Source organism: Butyrivibrio fibrisolvens (genome assembly GCF_037113525.1).
GTDB classification, from domain to species: domain Bacteria; phylum Bacillota; class Clostridia; order Lachnospirales; family Lachnospiraceae; genus Butyrivibrio; species Butyrivibrio fibrisolvens.
The window spans coordinates 895,133-919,634 of the sequence record NZ_CP146963.1; the positions used below are offsets into that span (position 1 = coordinate 895,133).

Genomic DNA, 24,502 nt, shown 5'->3' on the forward strand with positions numbered 1-24,502 from the left:
TTAAAAATTACCGCAGGGTAACCGTTAACTTGGTCTAAGTGAGAGGGATTGCTTATGAGAAGAACAAAGTCAAGGATACTAGCATGGATGCTTACTGTGGCATTAGTGCTGACTACATTCGCTAGTGATTTTGCATCCATAGTAACCTACGCTGATGGCGCAGAAGATATTCCACCTGTTGAAACTTCTGTTGAGCCAGCAGCAGAACCTGCAAATGAAGAACCTGCAGCGCAGCCTGAAGAGCAGCCTGTAGAAGAGCCTGCATCAGAGCCTGAAGCACAGCCCGCAGAAGAGCCTGCATCAGAGCCTGAAGCACAGCCGGCTGAGCAGCCCGCAGAAGAATCTGCAGATGATCCTGAAGTTGATCCTGAGGCAGAACCTGTTGAAGGAACAGGAGAGGAAGAGGTTGAAGCAGCTATAGGAGAAGCAACTGAAGAAGCAGCTCCTGAAGAAGCTGGCAACATAATCACAATTACCTACACCACAACAGAAGGTGGTAAGGTTTACAAGGGCGACGATGAGTACGTTGACTCTTTTAATGAAATCGTAAATCTTGACGCTGAGATAGTTGTATATGTAGGAACAGTTGCAGTAGCAGATGAAGGCTACACATTCAAATGCTGGAAGAATTCAGATGACAATGTGATCTCTGAAGATCCTACATTTATTCCTGATGGACTTTTAGAATCAAGAACATTCACAGCAGTATTTGAAGAAATCGTAACAGAGCCTGAAGAAGTTGAAGAACCAGAAGAACCCGAAGAAGTAGAAGAACCTGAAGAAGTAGTAGAAGAAAAGATAGTAACAGTTACATATAAAGCAGCTGAAGGCGGAAGAGTATCAACAGAGACTGAAGCAGTCAATGTGAACGATGACGAAGCTGCATTTGAAGGTGCTACAGCAACAGCTGATGACGGATACAAATTCGTAGGCTGGGAAGATGCTGATGGCAATATTGTATCAGAAGAAGAAACATTCGTTCCTTCTAATATAAAAGAAGACGCAACATTTACAGCTACATTCGAAAAAGAAGAAGATGAAGAAGTAGCAGGAGCTAAGATCGTAACAGTTACTTACAAAGCAACTGAAGGCGGTAAAGTTTCCAAGGAAAATGAACAAGTTGATATCGGAGCAGACGACGCTAAATTTGAAGGCGCAACTGCAACAGCAGATGATGGATATTCATTCATAGGTTGGAAAGATAGTGAAGGAACTGTAGTTTCTGAAGAAGCTAAGTTCGTTCCTAAGGATGTGACAAAGGATGCTACTTTTATAGCAGTATTTGAAAAAGTAGAAATGCCAGCAGTTACATTCCATAAGAATGCAAATGGAATCTATGTTCGTATAGATGCTCCTGAAGGTGCATTCCCTCAGGGAACAACAGCTGTAGTTACAGAGGCATCAGATGCCGGCACAATAAGTGCTGCAACAAAAGCAGCTGAAGATCAGAACGGCGAAGACTACACAGTAGAAAAAGTTATCGCTGTTGATATTACATTTATATATAACGGACAGGAAATTGAGCCAAGCGTACCTATAAGCGTAACACTTACAACAGGTGAAATAGCAAGTGCAAATGAAGCACAGGTTGTTCACGTTGATGATAGTGGTAATGCTTCTGTTGTTGGTGCAAACATTACAGGTAATAAGGCTGAGTTCAGTTCATCTGATTTCTCAGTATACGCAGTAGTAACAGGTATACATGATAAGAACAGCAGATTAGTAGTTAACTTTGTTAACGGCGATACAACAATAGCAACAATTAAGGTCAAAGAAGCTGACGATATGAATCTCGTCCTGTATGATCCTGGCGTTGGTACATTACCTGAAGGAGTTAACTTCGGTGGATGGTATACAGATCCTGATTATACTGTAGAAACAGAAGGCCTTTCTATAGCAGATGTACGTACTGCTGTTAAAAATTATGCATGGAATACAGTAATAGATGGCCAGACTTCTGTTACATATTATGCTATGCTGATCAAGCAGTACAAAGTTACATTCTATGATGAAGATTCAGCTGTTCTTAAACAGGATACAGTTGATGTTAGAGCAGATGAGGCTGGTGATGGTCTCGAGTATAAGATCACTCTGGGCTATACTCCATATGATGACGAACATGATTTCCAGGGATGGTTTGTACTTTCTGGTGAAGGTAACATTACAAAAAAGAATGACAATGATTATTCATATAGACCTGGTGATATATTTAACGTTAATGACAAGATCACTATAACTGGTGAGGTTGTATTTGGTGTTAATGCTCCAGAAGGCCATTGGCTTGTATTTGATGAAAATGGTAAAGGTGGAACTTATAACGCACCTGTATTCCTTAAAACTAATGAAGTGACATCAGCTCCTAGTTTACCAATGACACGTTTGGGATATACCTTTGGTGGATGGTATGATTCCAAAGCGAATGCTGATGCACATGCTGCTGATTCTACTGTAACAACCGGACAGTTTACATTTGGAAGCACAATTAGTGAAAGAACTACAATTTATGCAAGTTGGATTCCGGCAGATACTTCTAGTTACACAGTTATAATCTGGAAACAGGATATAACTGCTGAAGGATATGATTTTGTAGAAGCAATAAATCTTACAGGTAGAACTGGAACAACTGTAAATACAGTTCAAGAACAGGGCTCTGGTAAAAACCTTTATGCACGTATAAATGGAACTAATTACCAATATAAAGGATTCGCTCTCGCTAGCTATGATCAGAATGTCGAAATTACACCTGAAGGTAATGCAGTTGTAAATGTAAAATATAATAGAAATGCGTATACATTTACATTCCGGAAAAGAAGTGGAAACAGATATGTTACTATTCATACCGTTACCAGACTGTACGACCAGGATATTAGCGATATTTGGTCATTTAAAGGAGATGATAATGTAAATTATCCGGAGACAAACAATACAACATCTTGGGATCCATCTGGATCTTCAACATACACAGCTCGTATTACCCGTATGGAAAGAATGCCGGCTGAGGATATTATATTTACACTTACACATACTGATAATCCGGATAGATACTTCTATTATTATATTGAAGCTCCAGAGGGAGCAACAAATACAAGAACCTTTAATGGTAAAGAATATGTTCTTTATACCGAGCTGAAGAATGACTTTAATATAGTATATTACAATGATGACTTCTGGAATCTGAAAGGATTCACGCAAGAGGCAATAGCCAAGGATAATGATACTATTGTTAATTTAAGCGCGGGTCAGAATATATATTGGGATTCAGATCCTCGAAATGGAATAACTGTCAGTCTTAATAGTACATACACTGGAACTAAAAATAAGCTTTATTTCTATTACACAAGAGATAAGTATACCATTACCTATATGGATGGTGCATATGTAGATGGTAATGGAAATCCTATAAGTGAGGCAAACAGAGGATATCTTCATAGTGATGATAGTCTTTCCTATGAGGCAGATTTGTCCTCATATAACGTAGGCGAAGAAAATTGCTTTACTCCTACATATAATGCATATGTATTTGAAGGATGGTACATGGATGTCGCATGTACACAGGAGTATAAATTTACCAAGATGCCTTTGGACGGTATTGTTGTTTATGCTAAGTGGCGTCAGATTCAGTACCGTGTATTCCTTCATCCGAACGCTGAAGATGATCCAACTCTTGACTGGGGTTCTGATAGCCAGGCAATGAACTTCCGTGTATCTTATGACGGTACTATTAGTGTTCCTACAGGTACAAGAACAGGGTATATTTTCTTAGGATGGTATACAGATTCTGGTTGTAATCATATGTTTACAGCAGAAGGATTTAAGCTTAATGAAACTACTGTAACTGAAACATATGATAAGTCTACTCACATGACCGATGAGATGGACAAATATGGAAATATTGTAGATCCTGAGAAAGCATTTAACTCTGATGCAGACAGACCTTGGATTACTAAAGAATTCAATCTCTATGGTAAGTGGAGATCTGTTACTGAAGGTTCTAATGGTATAGATGTAATCTATAGCTCATTAGATACAGATACAAACATTACAAGTACTCAGACTGCTGTTGATGGTAGACGTTATGTAGATAAGGCACAGGCAGTAGCAGCTACAGCAATAACACCATCAACTACCGGTTATCAGTTTGATTACTGGATAATGCAGAAATGGGATGAGCAGAGTAATAAATATGTAGATGTTGAAGACTCTAAGATCTATCCTGGACAGAAATATGATGTACTTGTTGGAAATGCTCATGTAACAGATAAAGAGTACGAAGTAGATGAAAACGGTAACCCAACAACTAAGATTAAATCTGCTAAGTATACTATTCAACTTCGTGCAAAATATAAAGCACTAGGCGAGCCTACTCCAACATTCATTCCTTGGTTCAAGAATGATGGAACTGAAGCTTTCCATAAAGATGAAAAGAGAGCCGATGGCACACCACTTATTGTAAATGATGAAGTTGCTATCCAGGCTGCACCAACACGTGAAGGATTCATCTTCAAGGGCTGGGCAAAAGTTAATATGGGTGATGATGCTACAGCAGCTACAGCATTCATGAAGACTCCAAGCAACTATACACAGTCACTCAATGATAGCAATATCTACATTTACTATCATGACGGTGCATATTATTTAGACAGTGCTTTTACAGAAGAAGTTACTGAAGTATTTGCAGATGAAGTAATGCCATATCAGGCACTCTTCGCAGTATGGGAAAAAATACCTGAATACACATTAACTTATAAGTATGATAAAGAATATAGCGGAGCTAATCCTGCGGCAACTAATGTAAGTGGAGAGTATATTGTTTCTAAAGACGAACATATTGTAGTTGGAACAGAACTTACATTAAAGGCAGCTGCAACACTTCAGGGCTATACATTCTCTGGATGGGTAGAAGAAGGCACAGGTGAAGCAGTTGTTATTGATGAAAATAACAAGTTCGTAATGCCTGCAAGAGATGTAGTATTTGTTGGATCATTTACAGCAAATCAAGATACACCATACAAGGTAGAACACTATCTTGAGAAACTCGGAGAAGAAGGCTTCGAACTTAAGGAAACAGAAGAGCTTGAAGGAATAACCGGAGATACCGCAACAGCAGAACCAAAGACATACGCTGGATTCACATTTGATGAAACAGTAGAAGGAACAAAGCTTAGCGGAGAGATCACAGCAGATGAGGAACTTGTACTTAAGCTCTACTACACAAGAAATACAGATACACCATACAAGGTAGAACACTATCTTGAGAAGCTTGGAGAAGAAGGCTTCGAACTTAAGGAAACAGAAGAGCTTGAAGGAATAACCGGAGATACCGCAACAGCAGAACCAAAGACATACGCTGGATTCACATTTGATGAAACAGTAGAAGGAACAAAGCTTAGCGGAGAGATCACAGCGGATGAGGAACTTGTACTTAAGCTCTACTACACAAGAAATACAAATACACCATACAAGGTAGAACACTATCTTGAGAAGCTTGGAGAAGAAGGCTTCGAACTTAAGGAAACAGAAGAGCTTGAAGGAATAACCGGAGATACCGCAACAGCAGAACCAAAGACATACGCTGGATTCACATTTGATGAAACAGTAGAAGGAACAAAGCTTAGCGGAGAGATCACAGCAGATGAGGAACTTGTACTTAAGCTCTACTACACAAGAAATACAAATACACCATACAAGGTAGAACACTATCTTGAGAAGCTTGGAGAAGAAGGCTTCGAACTTAAGGAAACAGAAGAGCTTGAAGGAATAACCGGAGATACCGCAACAGCAGAACCAAAGACATACGCTGGATTCACATTTGATGAAACAGTAGAAGGAACAAAGCTTAGCGGAGAGATCACAGCAGATGAGGAACTTGTACTTAAGCTCTACTACACAAGAAATACAAATACACCATACAAGGTAGAACACTATCTTGAGAAGCTTGGAGAAGAAGGCTTCGAACTTAAGGAAACAGAAGAGCTTGAAGGAATAACCGGAGATACCGCAACAGCAGAACCAAAGACATACGCTGGATTCACATTTGATGAAACAGTAGAAGGAACAAAGCTTAGCGGAGAGATCACAGCGGATGAGGAACTTGTACTTAAGCTCTACTACACAAGAAATACAAATACACCATACAAGGTAGAACACTATCTTGAGAAGCTTGGAGAAGAAGGCTTCGAACTTAAGGAAACAGAAGAGCTTGAAGGAATAACCGGAAATACCGCAACAGCAGAACCAAAGACATACGCTGGATTCACATTTGATGAAACAGTAGAAGGAACAAAGCTTAGCGGAGAGATCACAGCGGATGAGGAACTTGTACTTAAGCTCTACTACACAAGAAATACAGATACACCATACAAGGTAGAACACTATCTTGAGAAGCTTGGAGAAGAAGGCTTCGAACTTAAGGAAACAGAAGAGCTTGAAGGAATAACCGGAGATACCGCAACAGCAGAACCAAAGACATACGCTGGATTCACATTTGATGAAACAGTAGAAGGAACAAAGCTTAGCGGAGAGATCACAGCGGATGAGGAACTTGTACTTAAGCTCTACTACACAAGAAATACAGATACACCATACAAGGTAGAACACTATCTTGAGAAGCTTGGAGAAGAAGGCTTCGAACTTAAGGAAACAGAAGAGCTTGAAGGAATAACCGGAGATACCGCAACAGCAGAACCAAAGACATACGCTGGATTCACATTTGATGAAACAGTAGAAGGAACAAAGCTTAGCGGAGAGATCACAGCGGATGAGGAACTTGTACTTAAGCTCTACTACACAAGAAATACAGATACACCATACAAGGTAGAACACTATCTTGAGAAGCTTGGAGAAGAAGGCTTCGAACTTAAGGAAACAGAAGAGCTTGAAGGAATAACCGGAGATACCGCAACAGCAGAACCAAAGACATACGCTGGATTCACATTTGATGAAACAGTAGAAGGAACAAAGCTTAGCGGAGAGATCACAGCGGATGAGGAACTTGTACTTAAGCTCTACTACACAAGAAATACAGATACACCATACAAGGTAGAACACTATCTTGAGAAGCTTGGAGAAGAAGGCTTCGAACTTAAGGAAACAGAAGAGCTTGAAGGAATAACCGGAGATACCGCAACAGCAGAACCAAAGACATACGCTGGATTCACATTTGATGAAACAGTAGAAGGAACAAAGCTTAGCGGAGAGATCACAGCGGATGAGGAACTTGTACTTAAGCTCTACTACACAAGAAATACAGATACACCATACAAGGTAGAACACTATCTTGAGAAGCTTGGAGAAGAAGGCTTCGAACTTAAGGAAACAGAAGAGCTTGAAGGAATAACCGGAGATACCGCAACAGCAGAACCAAAGACATACACTGGATTCACATTTGATGCTACAGTAGACGGAACAGTATTAAGCGGAGAGATCACAGCGGATGAGGAACTTGTACTTAAGCTTTACTACACAAGAGACAAGAATCTTAAGTACGTAGTTCATTATTATCTGGAAGGCACTACAATATCACTTGCAGATGATAAGACCGTTGACGACGCAGTATTTGGTAAAGTATATGAAGAGACAGCAGAAGAGATAGAGGATTATGAACTTGTAAGTGAAAGTCCTCAGACAGTATCCTTCGAACAGAGTGCTGATGATCAGGAGATCTTCTTCTACTACAAACTTGTTCCGGTAACACTATTGGTTGATCTTATAGCTGATGATGAGAGTGATACAGTAATGTATGATGCTGAAGAGCATACAATTATTGATACATTCACTCTTACGCCACAAGATGAATCTGTTACAGTTGAAAAGGCAGATGCTGGATTCACGATCAAAGTCGGAAAGCAAGTATTTACATTAACAGGACTGACACTTTCAGGCGGAACAGGAACAGATGTTAATACCTATCCTGTAGCAATTGATGGAACGTACTCAGTAGTAATAGCTAATGGCGAAGAAGAAGCTGATATGACAGGTTCCTTTACAGTAATTCTTCCTGAAGATGCAGCACTTACTATTACACCTGCATATGTAACACTTACATCCGGCAGTGCAACAAAGGTAGCTGATGGAACAGCATTAACAGAACCTAGTGTATCAATGGATGGAACATTCTATGAAAGAGACGGAGTGCTCACATGGGATGTAACAGGATCACAGACTGAAGTTGGATCATCTGATAACGTATTTACAATAGCTATAAACGGCGACACAATTATCGTTGAAGAGGAAGAACCGGAACAACAAGAGCCTATAGTTCCAGCGCCAGCAGATGAATCAGATGAGACAGCAAGTATTTATACCGGCACAAGACATGCAAAGAATGATGGAGATTATGATCAGGTAATAGAGTATGGTAACTACGTATTCCGCTTAGTATATGGAACACTTACAGTAACACCTCCTGGAGGACCTACACCTCCTCCTACACCACCTCCAGTACCTCCGACACCTCCTACAACCATCGTTCCTACAACTACTCCAGCAGCAGCAGCTCCTGTAGCAACACCTGCAGTACTTGGTGCAACAAGAGAAGTTGAAGAACTTGTTCCTGAAGAACCAGCAGTACTTGGTGAAAGCAGAACAAGACAGACAGGCGACGAGAGTCAGATACCTGTAAGAGTCCTTCTTATCATGATCTGTGCAGGCGCAATAATAACAATCATGATGACAAACAGAAAGAAGGAAGAACAGTAATTAAATGATCAGAGATTTATGAATAAGTAATTCTCTCACAAAAGGAGTCGGCGGTGCGATTACGCACCGCCGGCTTCTACGTTTAACAAATAGAATTATGATATGACGTAAGGGTCAAAAGTCATTTCGATTCGAGCTTGCTCGAAATCGAATATGAATTTATGACCCGCAAAACATGAGCAAAGTAGCACGTAGTGCGGATTTGCGAATGTTTTAGGATTGTGAGAGTTTCGAAGAAACGGAACAATCCGTTAGTCATAAGGTGTCAAAAGGATCTTTTGACACCTACCTCATGATATTAGTAAGAATCAAACGTATAAAGTTAGCATTAAAGAAAAGATTTATCAACATAAAATAGTCCTCTAAGATAGTAGTAGTATCAATGATACCACTGGCCTTAGAGGACTAATTATTCTTTACTTATCTATGACATACGTTGTTACAACAAATCTTAAGTATGATCAAACTGCATTTCTGTCCAAATCGTAGATTTCTTCAAGGATTTCTTCCAGCATTTCAAAGAATTTTTTCATGGTAAATACCTCCTTCAAAAGATTATATCTATTCGTTTACTTGTGTAGTATCATGGCCAGATCATTGATGATTCCTGAACAGCTACACATTATCTTCTTTACGATTTTATGATAACACCTTGTTCAGCTATTGTATAATACATATAATGATAGTAGAGATATACTCAAAAGGTATAGGAGGAATTATGGAACTTAGGCACATCAGATATTTCCTTACAGTAGTAGAAGAAGGCAGCTTTACCAAGGCTTCCGAGAAGCTCTGCATAGCTCAGCCGCCCCTTAGCCGCCAGATCAGAGATCTTGAGGATGAACTTGGCGCGCAGCTTTTTACAAGGAAGGCAAGAGGCCTTGCCCTGACAGAATCCGGCGAGCGTTTCCTTCAATATGCACGAAGGATCAAGCAGCTTTCAGACCAGTCTATAGAGGACATCAGCAATATGCGCGATGGCCTTACAGGGCGTCTATATCTTGCCACAGTAGAGGGACATGCGCCTGAGCTTATGGCTGACTGGATATACCATTTCAAGGAAAAATATCCTCTTGTTGAATACGAGGTTTGGAATGGAAACTCAGATGATGTTATAAAAAGGGTTATTTCAGGACTAAATGAAGTCGGGGTAATTACTCTTCCATATGATGAAGAAGGTCTTGATGGCCGCCTTATATGTTCTGAGCCCTGGGTTGCTATAATTCCTGAGGATCATCCCCTCTCAGAAGATAAGAGCGACAGCATTGAACTTAAAAAGCTTGCGCCTTACGAGCTCATAATCCCATCAAGAAGATCCAGAAGAAAAGAGATAGAGAACTGGTTTGCTCCCCTTGGTTGTGAGCCCAAGATTGTCTGCAGGATAGCACACATGCTTAATGCCTATGAGCTTACTGCTAAAGGCGTCGGAATAGCCATCTATCCGGCGTCGGCGGCTAAATATGTAAACGGCGGAGTCGTGGTTAAGCGTATAGTTAACCCGGATGTATCAGCAGGTTATGTACTCGTAAAAAGTGCAGGAAGAGACCTGTCTAAGGTCGCTCAGGAGTTTTGGAATATGGTAAATGGATTTTATGATGATAATGAATAAAAATCTATTATCCTGTTTAGATAGCAATGTGCGTTATCACATCTGGTATTAGGACCCATGACTTCATAAATTATAAAGGCAATAAATGTCATAACCCTGTTATAATGTTTTATATCGAATATTTATCTCGCAGATTTTTTTTATGTATTAAAAGCATTTTTACACTTGTATCAATGGATTTATTAAATAAACCTATAATCTGCGACATCACATTTTTTCCAAAAGAAAGGTAATAAATAATGACAACTAACGAAATGATAGAAAAGTACAAAGACTGGGTCTTCAAATGCTCTGCATACCACATGGCTCTTGCCCTTATCGGTTTTGACAAGCAGACAATAGCCCCTACTGCAGGTGAAGATTACAGAGATGAAAGAGCTGCTTTTTTGAGCGGAGAGCTCTTTTCCATAGAAACAGATCCTCAGATGATGGAGATCATGAAGACTCTTAAGGAAGACGATTCTATAGATCCTGATATCAAGAAGGCTGCCCAGCTTTATTATGATGACATGCTCAAAACCGTCTGCATTCCCAAAGATGAGTTTGTAAGCTGGCAGAAGCTCACTAATGAGTCCTTCAATAACTGGAGAAGGGCCAAAGAGGCTGATGATTACTCCATCTTTGAGCCATACCTTAAAAAGGTTATAGAAGGCAGCAAGAAGCTCTACGAGTATCGCGGCAAGGACATGCCGATCTATGATCAGATGCTTGATGATTTCGAACCCGGAATGAACAGAGAAAAGTACGACGCCTTCTTTAATGCTCTTAAAGAGCGCCTTGTTCCCCTTATCAAGAAGGTTACAAGCGCCCAGAAGATAGATGACTCTTTCCTTTACAAAAAATGCGATATAGACTCCCAGAAAAGGTTCATGGACCATCTCCTTGAATATCTTGGCTATGACAAGAGCTGGGGATATCAGAACGAGTCAGAGCACCCATTCACAGACTGGGTATGCGAGAATGACTGCCGTACCACGACCAAATACCTTGAAGACAACATGATATCCGCCGTATTCTCAACTATTCACGAGTGCGGCCACGCCTGGTACGAGCACAATATCGACCCTAAATACGACGGAATGATCCTCTCTAACGGCGTATCAAGCGGCATGCACGAGTCCCAGTCAAGACTTTGCGAGAACTATCTTGGAAGGACAAGAGCTTTCTGGGAAAAGAACTACGACAAACTTAAAGAATGCTTCCCACAGCTTTTAGAAAACGCCAGCCTTGACGACTTTATAAAGGCAGTCAACGTAAGCGTTCCGTCACTTGTCCGTACAGAAGCCGATGAACTTACATACCCTATGCATATCCTTATCAGATATGAGATAGAAAAAGGACTTTTCGACGGCACAATCTCAACTGAAGGCCTTGATAAGACCTGGGCTGACAAATATGAAGAGTACCTTGGAATTAGACCTGACTGTGCAAGAGATGGTATTCTTCAGGATGTACACTGGTCAGATGCTTCCTTTGGCTACTTCCCGACCTATGCACTCGGATCAGCCTTTGCAGCTCAGTTTATGGATGCTATGAGAAAAGATATTGATGTTGACTCCTACCTTAGAGATGGCAGATATGTTGAGATCGAAGGATGGCTTCGCGATCACATTCATAAGTATGGCTGCAGATATAACGCAGATGAGATCATGATCAAGGCTACAGGCAAGCCTTTTGATGTAAACTATTATCTTGACTATCTTGAAGATAAATATACAAGGCTGTATAACCTCTAAGAATAAGGTACATAACATGTACAAATCACATCCTGTGATAGTACATAGAAATACATCTATGTATCAAAATATTATCTATAAAGGAAAAAGGATATGAAAAGTATACTTGATTACGAAACAGTAGCCCTTGTGGATGAGCGTGATGCCATAGTCATCATCGACCAGACGCTCCTTCCTGGCGAAACCAAGCTTATAGACCTGAAAACAGGCGAAGAGATTTGGAATGCCATCTACCTTCTTCAGGTAAGAGGCGCTCCTGCAATCGGCGTGTGCGCAGGATTTGGAATATACCTTCTTATGAAGCACTCTAAAGCACAGACTGAAGAAGAATTCCTTGAAGAACTTAATAAAAATGCCGATTATCTCAACAGCTCACGCCCCACAGCAGTCAACCTCTCCTGGGCGCTTGAAAGAATGAAAAAGAAAGTAAAGGACTTCATTGATGATGAAAAGAAGTCAGGCAGATCTTTTGACCTTAGTGCAGCCATCAAAGTAATGCACGATGAATCTGAGACCATCAAAGCAGAAGATATAGATGTCTGCAGAAGGATCGGTGAGAACGGGCTTACCCTTGTAAAAAAAGGCGACGGAATCCTTACCCATTGTAACGCCGGCCAGCTTGCAACCTGTAAATATGGAACAGCCACAGCTCCCATCTACCTCGGACATGAAAAAGGCTACAATTTCCACGTCTACTGTGATGAGACAAGGCCTCTTTTACAAGGCGCCCGCCTTACAGCCTACGAGCTTCATTCAGCAGGCATAGATACAACAGTTATCTGCGACAACATGTCAGCTTCCATCATGAAAACAGGTAAAGTTCAGGCTATCTTTGTCGGATGCGACAGGGTAGCAGCCAACGGCGATGCTGCCAACAAGATCGGCACAAGCGTTGTAGCAACAGTTGCTAAGCACTACGGAATTCCATTCTATGTATGCGCACCTACATCTACCATCGACATGAACACAGCTACAGGCGACGACATAGTCATCGAACAAAGGAAACCGGAAGAAGTCACCGAAATGTGGTACGAAAAGCGCATGGCTCCTGAGGGCGTAAAGGTTTATAATCCGGCCTTTGACGTTACGGATAACTCCCTCATCACCGGCATAGTCACAGAATATGGTGTTCTTAGAGCCCCATACGACAAGTCTATTAAAGAGATGTTTGATAAGTATAAGAAATAATAAAAATATAAGCTTCTGGCAGATAGTTATCAAAAACTACTGTTAGAAGCTTTTTATTTTATTTAAAAACATTAAGAGTAGCGCTTTTTTCAAGGCTATATTCTTAAGCTTTCCACTTCTTAATAAAACTTTATAAAAAGCCGATATAAGAATATAGCTGAGAGTATGAATATTCATATTTTTGCTTTTTCAAAAATCAGTTCTTTGATGATTGCTAAAAAAGCTACACCTAACACAAACTTCCCAGTTCTTTTGGGAATACGATGACGTGTATTTGGAAGATTCCACTTAAATAATCCTCGAGCGTTATCCGTACGAGGAATGTTCAGGGGCATCGTATGTTAAAACGTACTAATACTTTACGTTTTCGATATATATGATGCGAACAGCCCCAGCCCCTATGACGAGTGGCAAGGTAGCTCGAGGATTATTTAAGCGGAATCTTCCGACACAACCCCATCTCCAAAAGCCGGGGAGCTTGCCCTGATCCGTACCATTCAAGCCAGAGAGGCCACAATGGAAAAAGAGAGACTGCCAATAGACCTTACAACTGAAGAGTTCTATAAGAACGATCCGGATGCCGGTAATGCCTTTTTGGATGAGCAGGAGACGTCTGGCAGTAGTGGTACTTCACCTTTGGATATCATGGATGAAAACGCACTTGCAGCGCAGAATGCTCTTGAACAGGCCCAGGCCATAGAATATGACAAAGAACTTGAGCTTTGCAAAAAGGCCGGCGGAGATCTGGATAAGATAAAAAGTAAGAAGCTGGATTACAACCAGCTTGTTGAAGTGCGCAAAGGCCTTGAAGCAGGAATTGATGTCTCCAGATATATGAATTCCTCCATACCATGGATGCTTATGGAAGAGCTGCGTCTTGAAATGGAGCAGAATATAGATATGACTCAGTACAGGAAAGATGGTTATGATCTTTCACAGGTATCAGAGATAAGACAGGGAATATTTAGCGGCATTAAAACCTCTGAATATGCTAAAAAAGAATATCTCGGTGAGCAGATGCGCCAGATAAGGCTTGGACTTGAAGCTGGACTTCCTGTGATCTTTTATAAGGATCCAGCATTTGATGCTTCACAGATGGAGGAGATAAGGCAGGGCCTTATTGATAATGTTGATATATCGACTTACGCCAAAGCTAATATCCCTTCTATTAAGATGAGCGCGTGCAGAGAGTGTCTGAAATCGGGACTTTCTTTAACCACTAAGGACATCAGTTCTAATTCTGTTGGAGTCCTTAGACAGATGAAAGAAGCTCATATACGCCAGATCGATATATCTGATTATGTTGAACAAGGATATGATGAAGATCAGCTTGAACAGATCATAAAAGCAAGAGAAGAGCACCTGGATGATTTTGATAAATACCTTAATGTAGAAATGAGAGGTGAGAACCTTAGAGAGATACGAAAAGGTCTTCTGGAAGGCCTTGATGTCTCTATATATGCAGATCATGAATTTAACTGGCATCAGATGAGAGAGATAAGGAGGGGGCTTGAAAGTCGCGTTGATGTAAGTGTATATGCAAAACCACTGTATCAGCCTCGCCAGATGCATGAGATCAGAAAAGGACTGGAAGCCGGCATAGATGTATCCAAGTATTCCAGTATGATCAATTCTGCAAGTGATATGAAAACTATAAGGCTTAGGCTTCAAAAAGGTGAAGAAGCCGGCGCTTCGAAAACTGTATTTCTCTCAGTTGATGATGATATAGAAAGAAGAGGCGGCCATATAGCTGAAGATAGTATTGTCGGCTCCGGTAAATACAAGACCTTTGACGGAACTGAGAAGCAGAAGAGACACTTCCTTCAGGTGACACCTGACAGTCTTAAAGCATATCTGACCCTTCCAAGGATCAAAAATGATGGCAAGTACACTCTGGAATTTATCCTCGAGCTTCTTAATAAAGCCAGTATAACCTTTGGCATTAAGAAAGATGTTATTAGAGATATGATAGATAACGAGAAGTATGAGGAAAAAATGCTTATTGCAGAAGGTTATGGTCCTACCTTCGGTAAAGATGGCTACTACGAATTCTTTTTTGACAGAAAGGTTCCGACAGATATTGAGTTTGAGAAAGACGGATCTGCTAATTTTGATAACGTTAAGTATTTCTCGACTGTTTCAGTCGGTGAGAAGCTGGCTGTATATCACCAGGCTATTCATGGATCAGACGGCAAGACAGTAAAGAACACAACACTTCCAGGCAAAAACGGACGTGATATGCCTATTATCAAGGGCAGAGGCTTTATGGTCATGCCTGATCATAAGACGTACTGTGCAACTGTTTCGGGTGGCGTAAGATTTACAGACGGCGAGATGATTATAAGCCCTCTTATGATAGTCGATGAAAAGAAAAAGGTTCTCAACATAGACTTTGTCGGTACAGTATGGGTCAAAGGAGAAGTTCCTTCTAAATCTGTGATAAAGGCACAGGGTGACGTTATTATAGATGGGTATGTAGAAGGCGCGACTATAGAGGCTGATGGTGATATTGTCCTTAGAAGCGGATGCAATGGACTTGAGAGAAAAGCAAGTATCAAGGCAGGCGGAAATATTTATGCCAGATATCTTCAAAATCTTACTATAACTGCCGGTAAATCCATATATTGCAATGGAATAGTCTATTGCGAAGCGGATGTAAAAGGCAGCATTATGGTCTTTGGAGAAGAAGGAGCGATAATAGGCGGTGATGTCACAACTCAGATGGGTGTCAATGCTGCTAAATTAGGAAGTGACAGCGATATAAAGACCATTGTAAGAGTTGGTGTGACTGCTGAACTACTGAATAATTACAACAACATAAATAGAGCTATTGATAAGACCAAGCTGGAACTTGAAACATTATATAAGGAACAAAAGCGAGTTGTTACAGCAAATACAAACTCACGAGAACAGCTTCAATGGAAGATCAAGATCAATATGGCTGTGAGCACCAAGGAAAAAGAACTTATTGGATTTGAAGAAAAGATGCAGGATATAAATAACCAGATGGAAAAGGTAAGAGGTGCCAGCATCAAAGCAAGAAGTATTGTGTATGCAGGAGTGCTGCTTATTATTGATGGTAAGCAGTTACAGATATCTTCTACAAGGGAAGAAAAAGGCGGTATTATCTATCAAAAATAATTATGGTCAAAATATAGTGCAGGTAATCGTATGGCTGAAGAGAATACAGGAAGTAAGTCAACAATTCTTATAGTAGATGACTCTGAGATCAATCGCGACGTTCTAAAAGAGATCTTTAAGGATGAGTACACTATCCTTGAAGCGGATAACGGTAAGAATGCAATAGATCTGATTGTTAAGAGCAGAGCATTTCTGAGTGCTATCCTTCTGGACATAAACATGCCCGAGATGGATGGCTTTGCCGTGCTTGTGGAAATTGGCAAAGTAAAGCTTATAGACAAGATACCTGTAATAATGATAACAAGTGACACATCAAGTGAAACAGAGCGTAAATGCTACGAACAAGGCGTTGCAGATGTAATATGTAAGCCTTTTGATTCAGTTATAGTTAAGCAGAAGGTTGGCCGCTCTATAGAACTGCTTTTGTCCAAAAAGCATCTTGAAGATCAGCTTAATACTCAGACAAGACTTCTTCGTGCCCAGTTTCAGCAGCTTCAGAAACAGCAGGAAGTGCTCAAGAAGAACAATTCCATGATAATTGAGAAAATCTGTACGATCGTTGAATTCCGTAACCTTGAATCCGGATATCATTTAAGACGTATTCATGATTTTGTTTCTATCCTTGGTAAATATGTATTGAATATGTATCCTGAGTATGGACTTACAGAATATCAGATTGGCGTTATGGCTGATGCCTCTGCCATGCATGATATAGGTAAGATCACTATCCCTGATACAATACTCCTGAAACCCGGAAGACTTACAAGAGATGAATTTGAAGTCATCAAGTCACATACTACAAGAGGCTGTGATATTATCAGAATGCTCGCTGATATACAGGATAAGGATTATTATGATTACAGTTATGATATATGCAGGCACCATCATGAGAAGTATGACGGCAATGGATATCCTGATGGGCTCAAAGGTGAAGAGATCTCTATAGCTTCACAGCTAACAGGCCTTGCAGATATCTATGATGCCCTTATAAGCGAAAGAGTATATAAGGCAGCGTATTCAATGGATAAGGCATTTGGAATGATCGTTAACGGAGAATGTGGAGTTTTTAATCCTAAGCTCATTAACTGCTTCAGACAGGCCAAACTGGAGATGAATAACGCTTTCATCAAGACTAAGATGAAAGAGGCAGAAGAGAATAAGGCACTCCACGGCGAAGACGACGACTATTACGAAGATGATGACGATTGAAGAGTAAGCATTTTAAGACCGCTTTGTACTAAAACAATATAAATCAGATCTTTGCCTATCTACGTTCAAAAAACTATATATTTACACAAAAACGATTTATAAAAAAACTTGGATTTTTTCTTGACAAAAGAATCTATTTATACTAATATAATATCCGTTGCTGATGCAGTTGCTGACGCGATCAACTAAATATGTGAGTGTAGCTCAGCTGGATAGAGCGTCTGGCTACGGACCAGAAGGTCGCGAGTTCGAATCTTGTCACTCACATTTGAAAAGCAGATTTCTTCGGAAATCTGCTTTTATTTTGCTTTTCTTTAAAATACTTTAGAAAAAGCGAAAACGTTTACGCATGGTTTTCGCAACAATTCCTGAATTTTTCGTTCGCTAATCCCAGTACTGGCGCGGTTTTTGAAAAAATATAACGAAAATACGTCTATAGCGCACTAAACAAGACTTTCAAAACATTAATTAACTAAATATCGATAACTCGTCATATAGCACAAAAAATGAGGACGATTTTCAGTAAAAATCAAGTAAATTGCCTATTAAGTGTAAAAAATGTATTGCAATTCTAGGTAATGTGATGTATATTTAAATTACGAAAACGATTAAGTAAAAATCGAAAAAGGGTTTTCGGAAATTGCATCTATGTTTCAATCAAAACGAGGGGGGATTATGAAATGAGTTCTAAACCTAAAACCGCCGAACTGTCTGGCAAAAACGATGGCTTCTGGCATAACGTCTTCAAGCATCATGCATATTTGGTTCTTGCACTTCCGGCAGTACTTGTATTATTTTTCTTTAACTATGTTCCTATGGCAGGTCTTGTTCTTGCCTTCAAATCCTATGATTATACAAAGGGAATCTGGTTCAGCCCATGGAATGGAATTGATAACTTTAAGTTCCTTATTCAGTCCAAGAATGATTTCATCAGAATCACAAGAAATACACTTTTGTACTATGTAGTATTTACAGCACTTGGACAGTTCCTCAATGTTGTTCTTGCCATCGCGATCGACCAGTTCGCATTCAAGAGAGTTGGTAAGACAATGCAGACAATCATGATCATCCCTGTATTCGTATCATACGCAGCAGTACAGTTCATCGTAATGGCTTACTTGAGCTCAGGTACAGGTATCATCAACAACATGCTTGGTGGTAAGATTCCTTTCTATAGAAGTGCTGAGTATTGGCCATACATTTTGACAATAGTTAAGATTTGGAACGGTGTTGGTTACGGATCAGTTCTTTATATGTCAGTTCTAGCAGGTATCGACACTTCCTTATATGAAGCAGCTTCAATCGATGGAGCAAGTAAGTGGCAGCAGATCAAGCACGTAACACTTCCTTCACTGATTCCTATGATCACAGTAATGCTTCTTCTGTCAGTTGGTGGTATCATGCACTCTGACACAGGTCTTTTCTATCAGGTAACCAGAAATACAGGTATTCTTTATGAAACAACACAGGTTATTGACTCCTATGTACTTAATGCGATCATGAAGAATTCAAACTTCGGATTTACAGCTGCAACAACATTCTTCCAGTCTATAGTAGGACTTCTGCTCATGCTTTTGGCTAACGGAACAGTTAAGAAGATTGCACCTGAGAATTCATTGTTCTAATTAGAAGGGGAGGATAGAAATGGCTAAGGCTAAGACATTAAAGAGCGCAAGTAAGCCCGGAATCGGGCAGTACATATTATTCTTACTGTTATTCTTATATACAGCATTTTGCGCATTACCAATTTTACTTGTTATTATTTCAGCATTTACTTCTGAAAAAGAAATTGAGACAACAGGTTTTACATATCTTCCTAAAACATTTTCTTTTTCAGGTATGGATGCGGTGCTCAGATATGGTGAACAGCTCCGTACATCATATGGAATTACAATTTTCATAACACTTGCAGGTACGCTTGTTGGTCTTCTTATAATGAGTATGTTCGCTTACTCACTTTCAAGACCGGATTTCGCACTTAGAAAGATTCTGTCCGTATATCTTCTTATACCGATGCTTTTCAACGGCGGTCAGCTTTCTAACTACATTATCTTTACATCACAGTATCACCTTAAGGACAGCTTACTTCTTCTGATCCTTCCACTGTGTGTAACAACAATGAACGTAATCATTTTAAGAACATACATTGCTAACAGTATTCCTGAAGAGCTCATGGATGCTGCACGAATCGATGGAGCAGGAGAGTACAGAACTTTCTTCCAGATCACTCTTCCTCTTATGAAACCATCACTTGCAGCTGTAGGTTTCATGATGGCTACTGCATATTGGAATGACTGGCAGAATGCTTACCTGTACATTGAAAGTAATTCTAAAAAGCCCTTGCAGCTTCTGCTTATCAATATTCAGAAGTCAATTGAAACAATGCTCAATAACAAGAACATTCCGGCAGCTGTACTACAGGCTATGGGCGGTTCAATACCAAAGTATTCATCAACAATGGCAACAGTTATCGTAGTTATTGGACCTGTAATCATTGCATATCCTTTCTTCCAGAAGTATTTCGTAAAGGGTCTGACAGTAGGTTCGGTAAAGGGTTAATCTTAGAAAGATGTTTAGGGGATAGTCCCTGAATATAATAAAATCATTCTAATATAAGAGGGAGGTTCTTATGAGAAGAAATGAATTAACAAAGAGAGCTTTAGCTTGCATATTCTCAGCAACAATGGCAACAGCTATGCTTGCTGGATGCAGTAGCTCAGAATCAAATGGTGGGGCTGTTGAAGGAAATTCAACACAGGCTGACGGCGCTTCACAGACAAGTAGTACAAGCGATGGAACAGTGATTAGAATTTACAGAGCTACATATAACACAGGATCTGTAGATGAAGCTGAAGTTCAGGCAGTTGAAGATGCTATCAACGCTCGTCTTGCAGAGCTTGGCGCTACATACACAGTTGATATCCACGATATCATGAACGGTGAGTACGGCGACAAGGCTAACATGGCACTTGCTGGTAAGGAAGTTGACCTTCTTTGGACAGCTAACTGGTGGTCAACAATCGGTACAAACGATCTTTACAATGCAAACGCAGCTTATGACCTTACAGATCTTCTTCCTGGAACAAAGCTTTGGGATTCAATGCCTGAATGGTTCTGGGAGTCAGCACGTTATGACGGAAAAGATTACTTCGTACCTGTATACAAAGAAGGTGCTGAAGGCTACATGATCAAGATGCTTGATTCTAACGTAGAAGCAATAGGTGAAGATCCAGAAGCAATCGCTAAGGCTATTGAAGGTGAGAAAGATACATATGCTCGTCTTAAAGCTCTTGAGCCATACATGGATGAAGCACTTGATGCTGGCATTAAGTATCCATTCATCTTTGCTAACACACCTATGTTCTACAGATTCTATCTTGATAAGTTCGATTTCGTAGACAACTCACTTATGTCACAGATCGGTGTTGATCAGGAGACAAACGAACTCGTTAACACAATTCAGACACCTGAGTACCTTGAGTACTGCACACTTGTTGCTGAATGGGGCGAGAAGGGTTATATCAACGTTGACGATGAGATCGGTGGCGTAGTTACAACACAGACATCTCAGACACAGGATTGGCTCTTTAACTGGTGGACAGCAGTTCCTAACAACGAAGAGTCTGAAGGCCGTGATGGTAACCAGGAAGAGCACTTCGCACAGGTTACAGAGAACTGGGGCCGTTCAACAACAACTCTTGGTTCTTGCTTCGCAGTAGCAGCTACTTGCACACCTGATGTTGCAAAAGCTTGTGTAGATTTCCTTGGATATCTCTACACAGATGAGACAATTGCTAACCTTTACACATACGGTATCGAAGGTACTGACTATGTAATCACAGACGGCGTTGTAGACAGAACATCTGGAACAGCTACATACAACCACAGCCCATGGGAGTCAACATCTGTTAAGGCTGTTACACTTGAGCTTGGTGAGCCTTCAGATAAGGTTGATCTTTACGACACATTCAACAACGGTGCATCAGGAACAGTTGCTAACGGCTTCCGTTTCGATCACAGCTCAGTAGACGCTCAGTATTCAGCTTGCGTAAACCTCTTCACAGAGTATGGTCAGTCTCTTGAGATGGGTGCTTACGGTTCAGCAGATGTTGCAGACGTTATCGCTGAGTACCAGCAGAAGCTTGACGAAGCTGGTTACCAGGAAGTTCTTGCAGAAGCTCAGAAGCAGTATGAAGCTTGGAAGGCAGCTAACTAATTAGTTTAGTCCTCTTAGTAAATAAAAGAATACCTAAAACCTAATAAAAGCCCTCGGATGAGAAATCATCCGGGGGCTTTTAGCGTACGCATTTCTATGTAAGTAATAAGAGGCCCGGCACATATGTGCCGGGCCCTTACATAGGAGGAGTATTAAAGAAACATTACTTGCTTCTGTTCTTTTAACCCATTACTACATTTACTGTTACATCCTTAGCTGAGCTATCGAATGGAATTACATTTCCTTCTACAGCCTTACCATCAACTGTCATAGAAGATACGCCCTTCTGAACATTTGAAGGATTGCTTACGTGGATGTGATAGTTAACACCTCTGTAGGTTCTGTCGAGATCGAAATCACCGAAACCATCAGGTACACAAGGATTGATCTGAAGACCATTAAGTGTAGGATAAACACCAAGTATATACTGGCTGATATCTGTGAATGTCCAAGCTGCTGTTCCTGTGAGCCATGAGTTTTTGCCCTGGCCGAAGAACTTAGCATCTTTACCTGCAACCATCTGAGAGTATACATAAGGCTCTGTGCAGTGGATCTCGCTTATATCTTCGATGTAAGCAGGACAAGTCTTCTTGTAGATCTCAAATGCTCTGTCACCATCACCAAGAACTGTCTCGGCGATAGATACCCAAGGATTGTTGTGGCAGAAGATGCCTGCGTTTTCTTTATATCCCGGCGGATATGAGCTAACTTCACCAAGCTCTAAGTGATACTTGGTATATGCCGGCTGGAGGATCATGATACCATACTTGGTATCGAGTTTTTCTTTAACAGATTCCATAGCTTTCTGTGCAAGGCCTTCCTTAACACCGATTCCTGCAAGTACGCAGAAGCCCTGAGGCTCGATGAAGATCTGACCTTCTTCACATTCTTTGGAACCAACTTTGTGTGAATAAGCGTCATAAGCTCTGATGAACCATTCGCCGTCCCAGCCGTCCTTAAGGACTGCATCGTACATTTCCTGAACCTGGGCTCTAGCGTACTCAGCTTCTTTTGCATCGCCCTTGAGATCACAAAGCTGAGCGTACTCTTCACCATACTTAACGAACATACCTGCGATGAATACAGATTCAGCAACAGGTCCTTCTGAAGGTCCGAAAGTCTGGAAAGACTCACCCGGATGAGCTGAGAAGCAGTTAAGATTCAGACAGTCATTCCAGTCGGCACGTCCGATAAGAGGAAGCTTGTGAGGTCCTTTGTGATTAACGATGTAATCAAAAGATCTCTTAAGGTGATTCATAAGAGGAGTAGCCTTGCTTTCGTCGTTATCGAAAGGAACCATCTCATCAAGGATCGAATCATCACCTGTTTCACGAATATATGCGCTTGTACCAGCGATGAGCCAGAGCGGATCATCATTGAATCCAGAACCTATATCAGCATTACCTTTCTTTGTAAGTGGCTGATACTGGTGATATGCGCTACCATCTTCGAACTGAGTAGAAGCGATATCAATGATACGTGCTCTTGCTCTGTCCGGAATAAGATGAACGAATCCAAGAAGATCCTGACATGAATCTCTGAATCCCATTCCACGGCCGATACCGGATTCGTAGTAGGAAGCAGAACGTGACATATTGAATGTTACCATGCACTGATACTGGTTCCAGATGTTAACCATACGGTCAACCTTATCGTTTGAACTCTTAACATGATACTTGGAAAGGAGATTGGTCCAGTAATCGCAAAGAACAGCAAAAGCCTTGTCAACCTGCTCATCTGTCTTATAACGATCAAGCATCTCCCATGCAAGATCCTTCTTGATAACATTAGGAGCTTCCCACTTATCGTTTTCATCGTTCTCGATATAACCAAGTACGAATACGAAGCTCTTCTCTTCACCTGGTTCAAGTGTTACGTTGAGCTGGTGTACAGCAACTGGAGACCAGCCGCTTGCAACTGAGTTTGTGCACTTACCTTCTGTTACAACGTCTGGTGTATCATTGCCGTTGTAAGGTCCAAGGAAGCTTTCTCTTGATGTATCAAAACCGTCAACTTCTGTGTTTACAGAATATACAGCGAAGTGATTACGTCTTTCTCTGTACTCTGTCTTATGGAAGATAGAAGATCCGATTACTTCAACTTCACCTGTTGAGAGATTTCTCTGGAAGTTTCTTTCATCATCATCTGCATTCCATAAACACCACTCTACATAAGAAAAAAGCTTTAGCTCTTTGGTTAATGATGTGGTATTCTTAACTTTGATACGTGATATTTCGCATCTGTCATTCATAGGAACGAAAGTAAGAACATTAGCCTCAACTCCGTTCTTTACACCCTTGAATTTTGAATATCCAAGGCCGTGACGGCACTCATACTCATCAAGAGCTGTCTTTGTTGGCTGCCAGCCGGGATTCCAGATGGTGTTGCCATCTTTGATGTAGAAATATTTACCGTTGTTGTCATATGGAATATTGTTGTAACGGTAACGTGTGATGCGCAGGAGCTTTGCATCCTTGCAGAAGGAATATCCGCCGCAAGTATTTGATATTAGAGAAAAGAACTCCTGGTTTCCTAAATAATTTATCCACGGAAGTGGAGTTTTAGGAGTGGTGATGACATATTCTCTGGCGTCATCGTCAAAATGCCCGAATTTCATAGGACCCCCTCTTCTTTTGGCGCGTAATGCGTACGAAAATTACTAAAAATCGTACAACATTCGCGATATTTTTGCTTCGAAAACGTTTA

Annotated in this window: 10 protein-coding genes and 1 tRNA gene; 10 read left to right on the plus strand and 1 reads right to left on the minus strand. The window is 40.7% G+C overall.

The features are described 5' to 3' along the window. Nucleotides 1-54 precede the first annotated feature (54 nt). The 10 genes from WAA20_RS03585 (at nucleotide 55) to WAA20_RS03630 (ending at nucleotide 21,796) form a co-directional block, all read left to right on the plus strand. Nucleotides 55-8,697 (plus strand): InlB B-repeat-containing protein, encoded by an 8,643-nt coding sequence (locus WAA20_RS03585; protein ID WP_338802213.1) that lies wholly within the window; start codon nucleotides 55-57, stop codon nucleotides 8,695-8,697. Nucleotides 8,698-9,415: 718 nt separating this feature from the next. After that, a complete protein-coding gene (locus WAA20_RS03590; RefSeq protein ID WP_073389690.1) occupies nucleotides 9,416-10,306 on the plus strand; it encodes a LysR family transcriptional regulator in 891 nt (296 codons plus the stop codon). Nucleotides 10,307-10,545: 239 nt separating this feature from the next. Further along, nucleotides 10,546-12,042, plus strand: coding sequence for a carboxypeptidase M32 (locus tag WAA20_RS03595; RefSeq protein WP_073389688.1), 1,497 nt, complete (start codon nucleotides 10,546-10,548; stop codon nucleotides 12,040-12,042). Between the two features lie 93 nt (nucleotides 12,043-12,135). Then, the gene (gene mtnA, locus WAA20_RS03600; RefSeq protein WP_073389687.1) at nucleotides 12,136-13,230 is read left to right on the plus strand and encodes an S-methyl-5-thioribose-1-phosphate isomerase; all 1,095 of its coding nucleotides are present in this window, start codon (nucleotides 12,136-12,138) and stop codon (nucleotides 13,228-13,230) included. Between the two features lie 516 nt (nucleotides 13,231-13,746). Continuing rightward, nucleotides 13,747-16,371 (plus strand): DUF342 domain-containing protein, encoded by a 2,625-nt coding sequence (locus WAA20_RS03605; RefSeq protein WP_073389685.1) that lies wholly within the window; start codon nucleotides 13,747-13,749, stop codon nucleotides 16,369-16,371. 30 nt (nucleotides 16,372-16,401) lie between these two features. Next, nucleotides 16,402-17,580: an HD domain-containing phosphohydrolase gene (locus WAA20_RS03610; protein WP_073389683.1), complete on the plus strand. Its 1,179-nt coding sequence runs from the start codon at nucleotides 16,402-16,404 to the stop codon at nucleotides 17,578-17,580. Between the two features lie 193 nt (nucleotides 17,581-17,773). After that, nucleotides 17,774-17,847, plus strand: a tRNA-Arg gene (locus WAA20_RS03615). 413 nt (nucleotides 17,848-18,260) lie between these two features. Further along, nucleotides 18,261-19,205 (plus strand): sugar ABC transporter permease, encoded by a 945-nt coding sequence (locus WAA20_RS03620; protein ID WP_073389682.1) that lies wholly within the window; start codon nucleotides 18,261-18,263, stop codon nucleotides 19,203-19,205. Nucleotides 19,206-19,224: 19 nt separating this feature from the next. Then, nucleotides 19,225-20,139: a carbohydrate ABC transporter permease gene (locus WAA20_RS03625; RefSeq protein ID WP_073389680.1), complete on the plus strand. Its 915-nt coding sequence runs from the start codon at nucleotides 19,225-19,227 to the stop codon at nucleotides 20,137-20,139. A gap of 70 nt (nucleotides 20,140-20,209) precedes the next feature. Then, complete coding sequence (locus WAA20_RS03630; protein WP_073389678.1) at nucleotides 20,210-21,796, plus strand: ABC transporter substrate-binding protein; 1,587 nt, start codon at nucleotides 20,210-20,212, stop codon at nucleotides 21,794-21,796. Nucleotides 21,797-21,977: 181 nt separating this feature from the next. Here the strand turns inward: WAA20_RS03630 and WAA20_RS03635 are convergent, their stop codons facing one another. Beyond that, nucleotides 21,978-24,413, minus strand: a complete 2,436-nt coding sequence (locus WAA20_RS03635) for a glycosyl transferase (protein ID WP_073389676.1) — start codon at nucleotides 24,411-24,413, stop codon at nucleotides 21,978-21,980. Nucleotides 24,414-24,502: the final 89 nt, after the last annotated feature.

Coding starts and splice junctions, on each gene's coding strand:
- WAA20_RS03605 (WP_073389685.1), top strand. CDS start 13,747: ATGGAAAAAGAGAGACTGCCAATAGACCTTACAACTGAAGAGTTCTAT.
- WAA20_RS03590 (WP_073389690.1), top strand. CDS start 9,416: ATGGAACTTAGGCACATCAGATATTTCCTTACAGTAGTAGAAGAAGGC.
- WAA20_RS03585 (WP_338802213.1), top strand. CDS start 55: ATGAGAAGAACAAAGTCAAGGATACTAGCATGGATGCTTACTGTGGCA.
- WAA20_RS03620 (WP_073389682.1), top strand. CDS start 18,261: ATGAGTTCTAAACCTAAAACCGCCGAACTGTCTGGCAAAAACGATGGC.
- mtnA (WP_073389687.1), top strand. CDS start 12,136: ATGAAAAGTATACTTGATTACGAAACAGTAGCCCTTGTGGATGAGCGT.
- WAA20_RS03625 (WP_073389680.1), top strand. CDS start 19,225: ATGGCTAAGGCTAAGACATTAAAGAGCGCAAGTAAGCCCGGAATCGGG.
- WAA20_RS03610 (WP_073389683.1), top strand. CDS start 16,402: ATGGCTGAAGAGAATACAGGAAGTAAGTCAACAATTCTTATAGTAGAT.
- WAA20_RS03595 (WP_073389688.1), top strand. CDS start 10,546: ATGACAACTAACGAAATGATAGAAAAGTACAAAGACTGGGTCTTCAAA.
- WAA20_RS03630 (WP_073389678.1), top strand. CDS start 20,210: ATGAGAAGAAATGAATTAACAAAGAGAGCTTTAGCTTGCATATTCTCA.
- WAA20_RS03635 (WP_073389676.1), bottom strand. CDS start 24,413: ATGAAATTCGGGCATTTTGACGATGACGCCAGAGAATATGTCATCACC.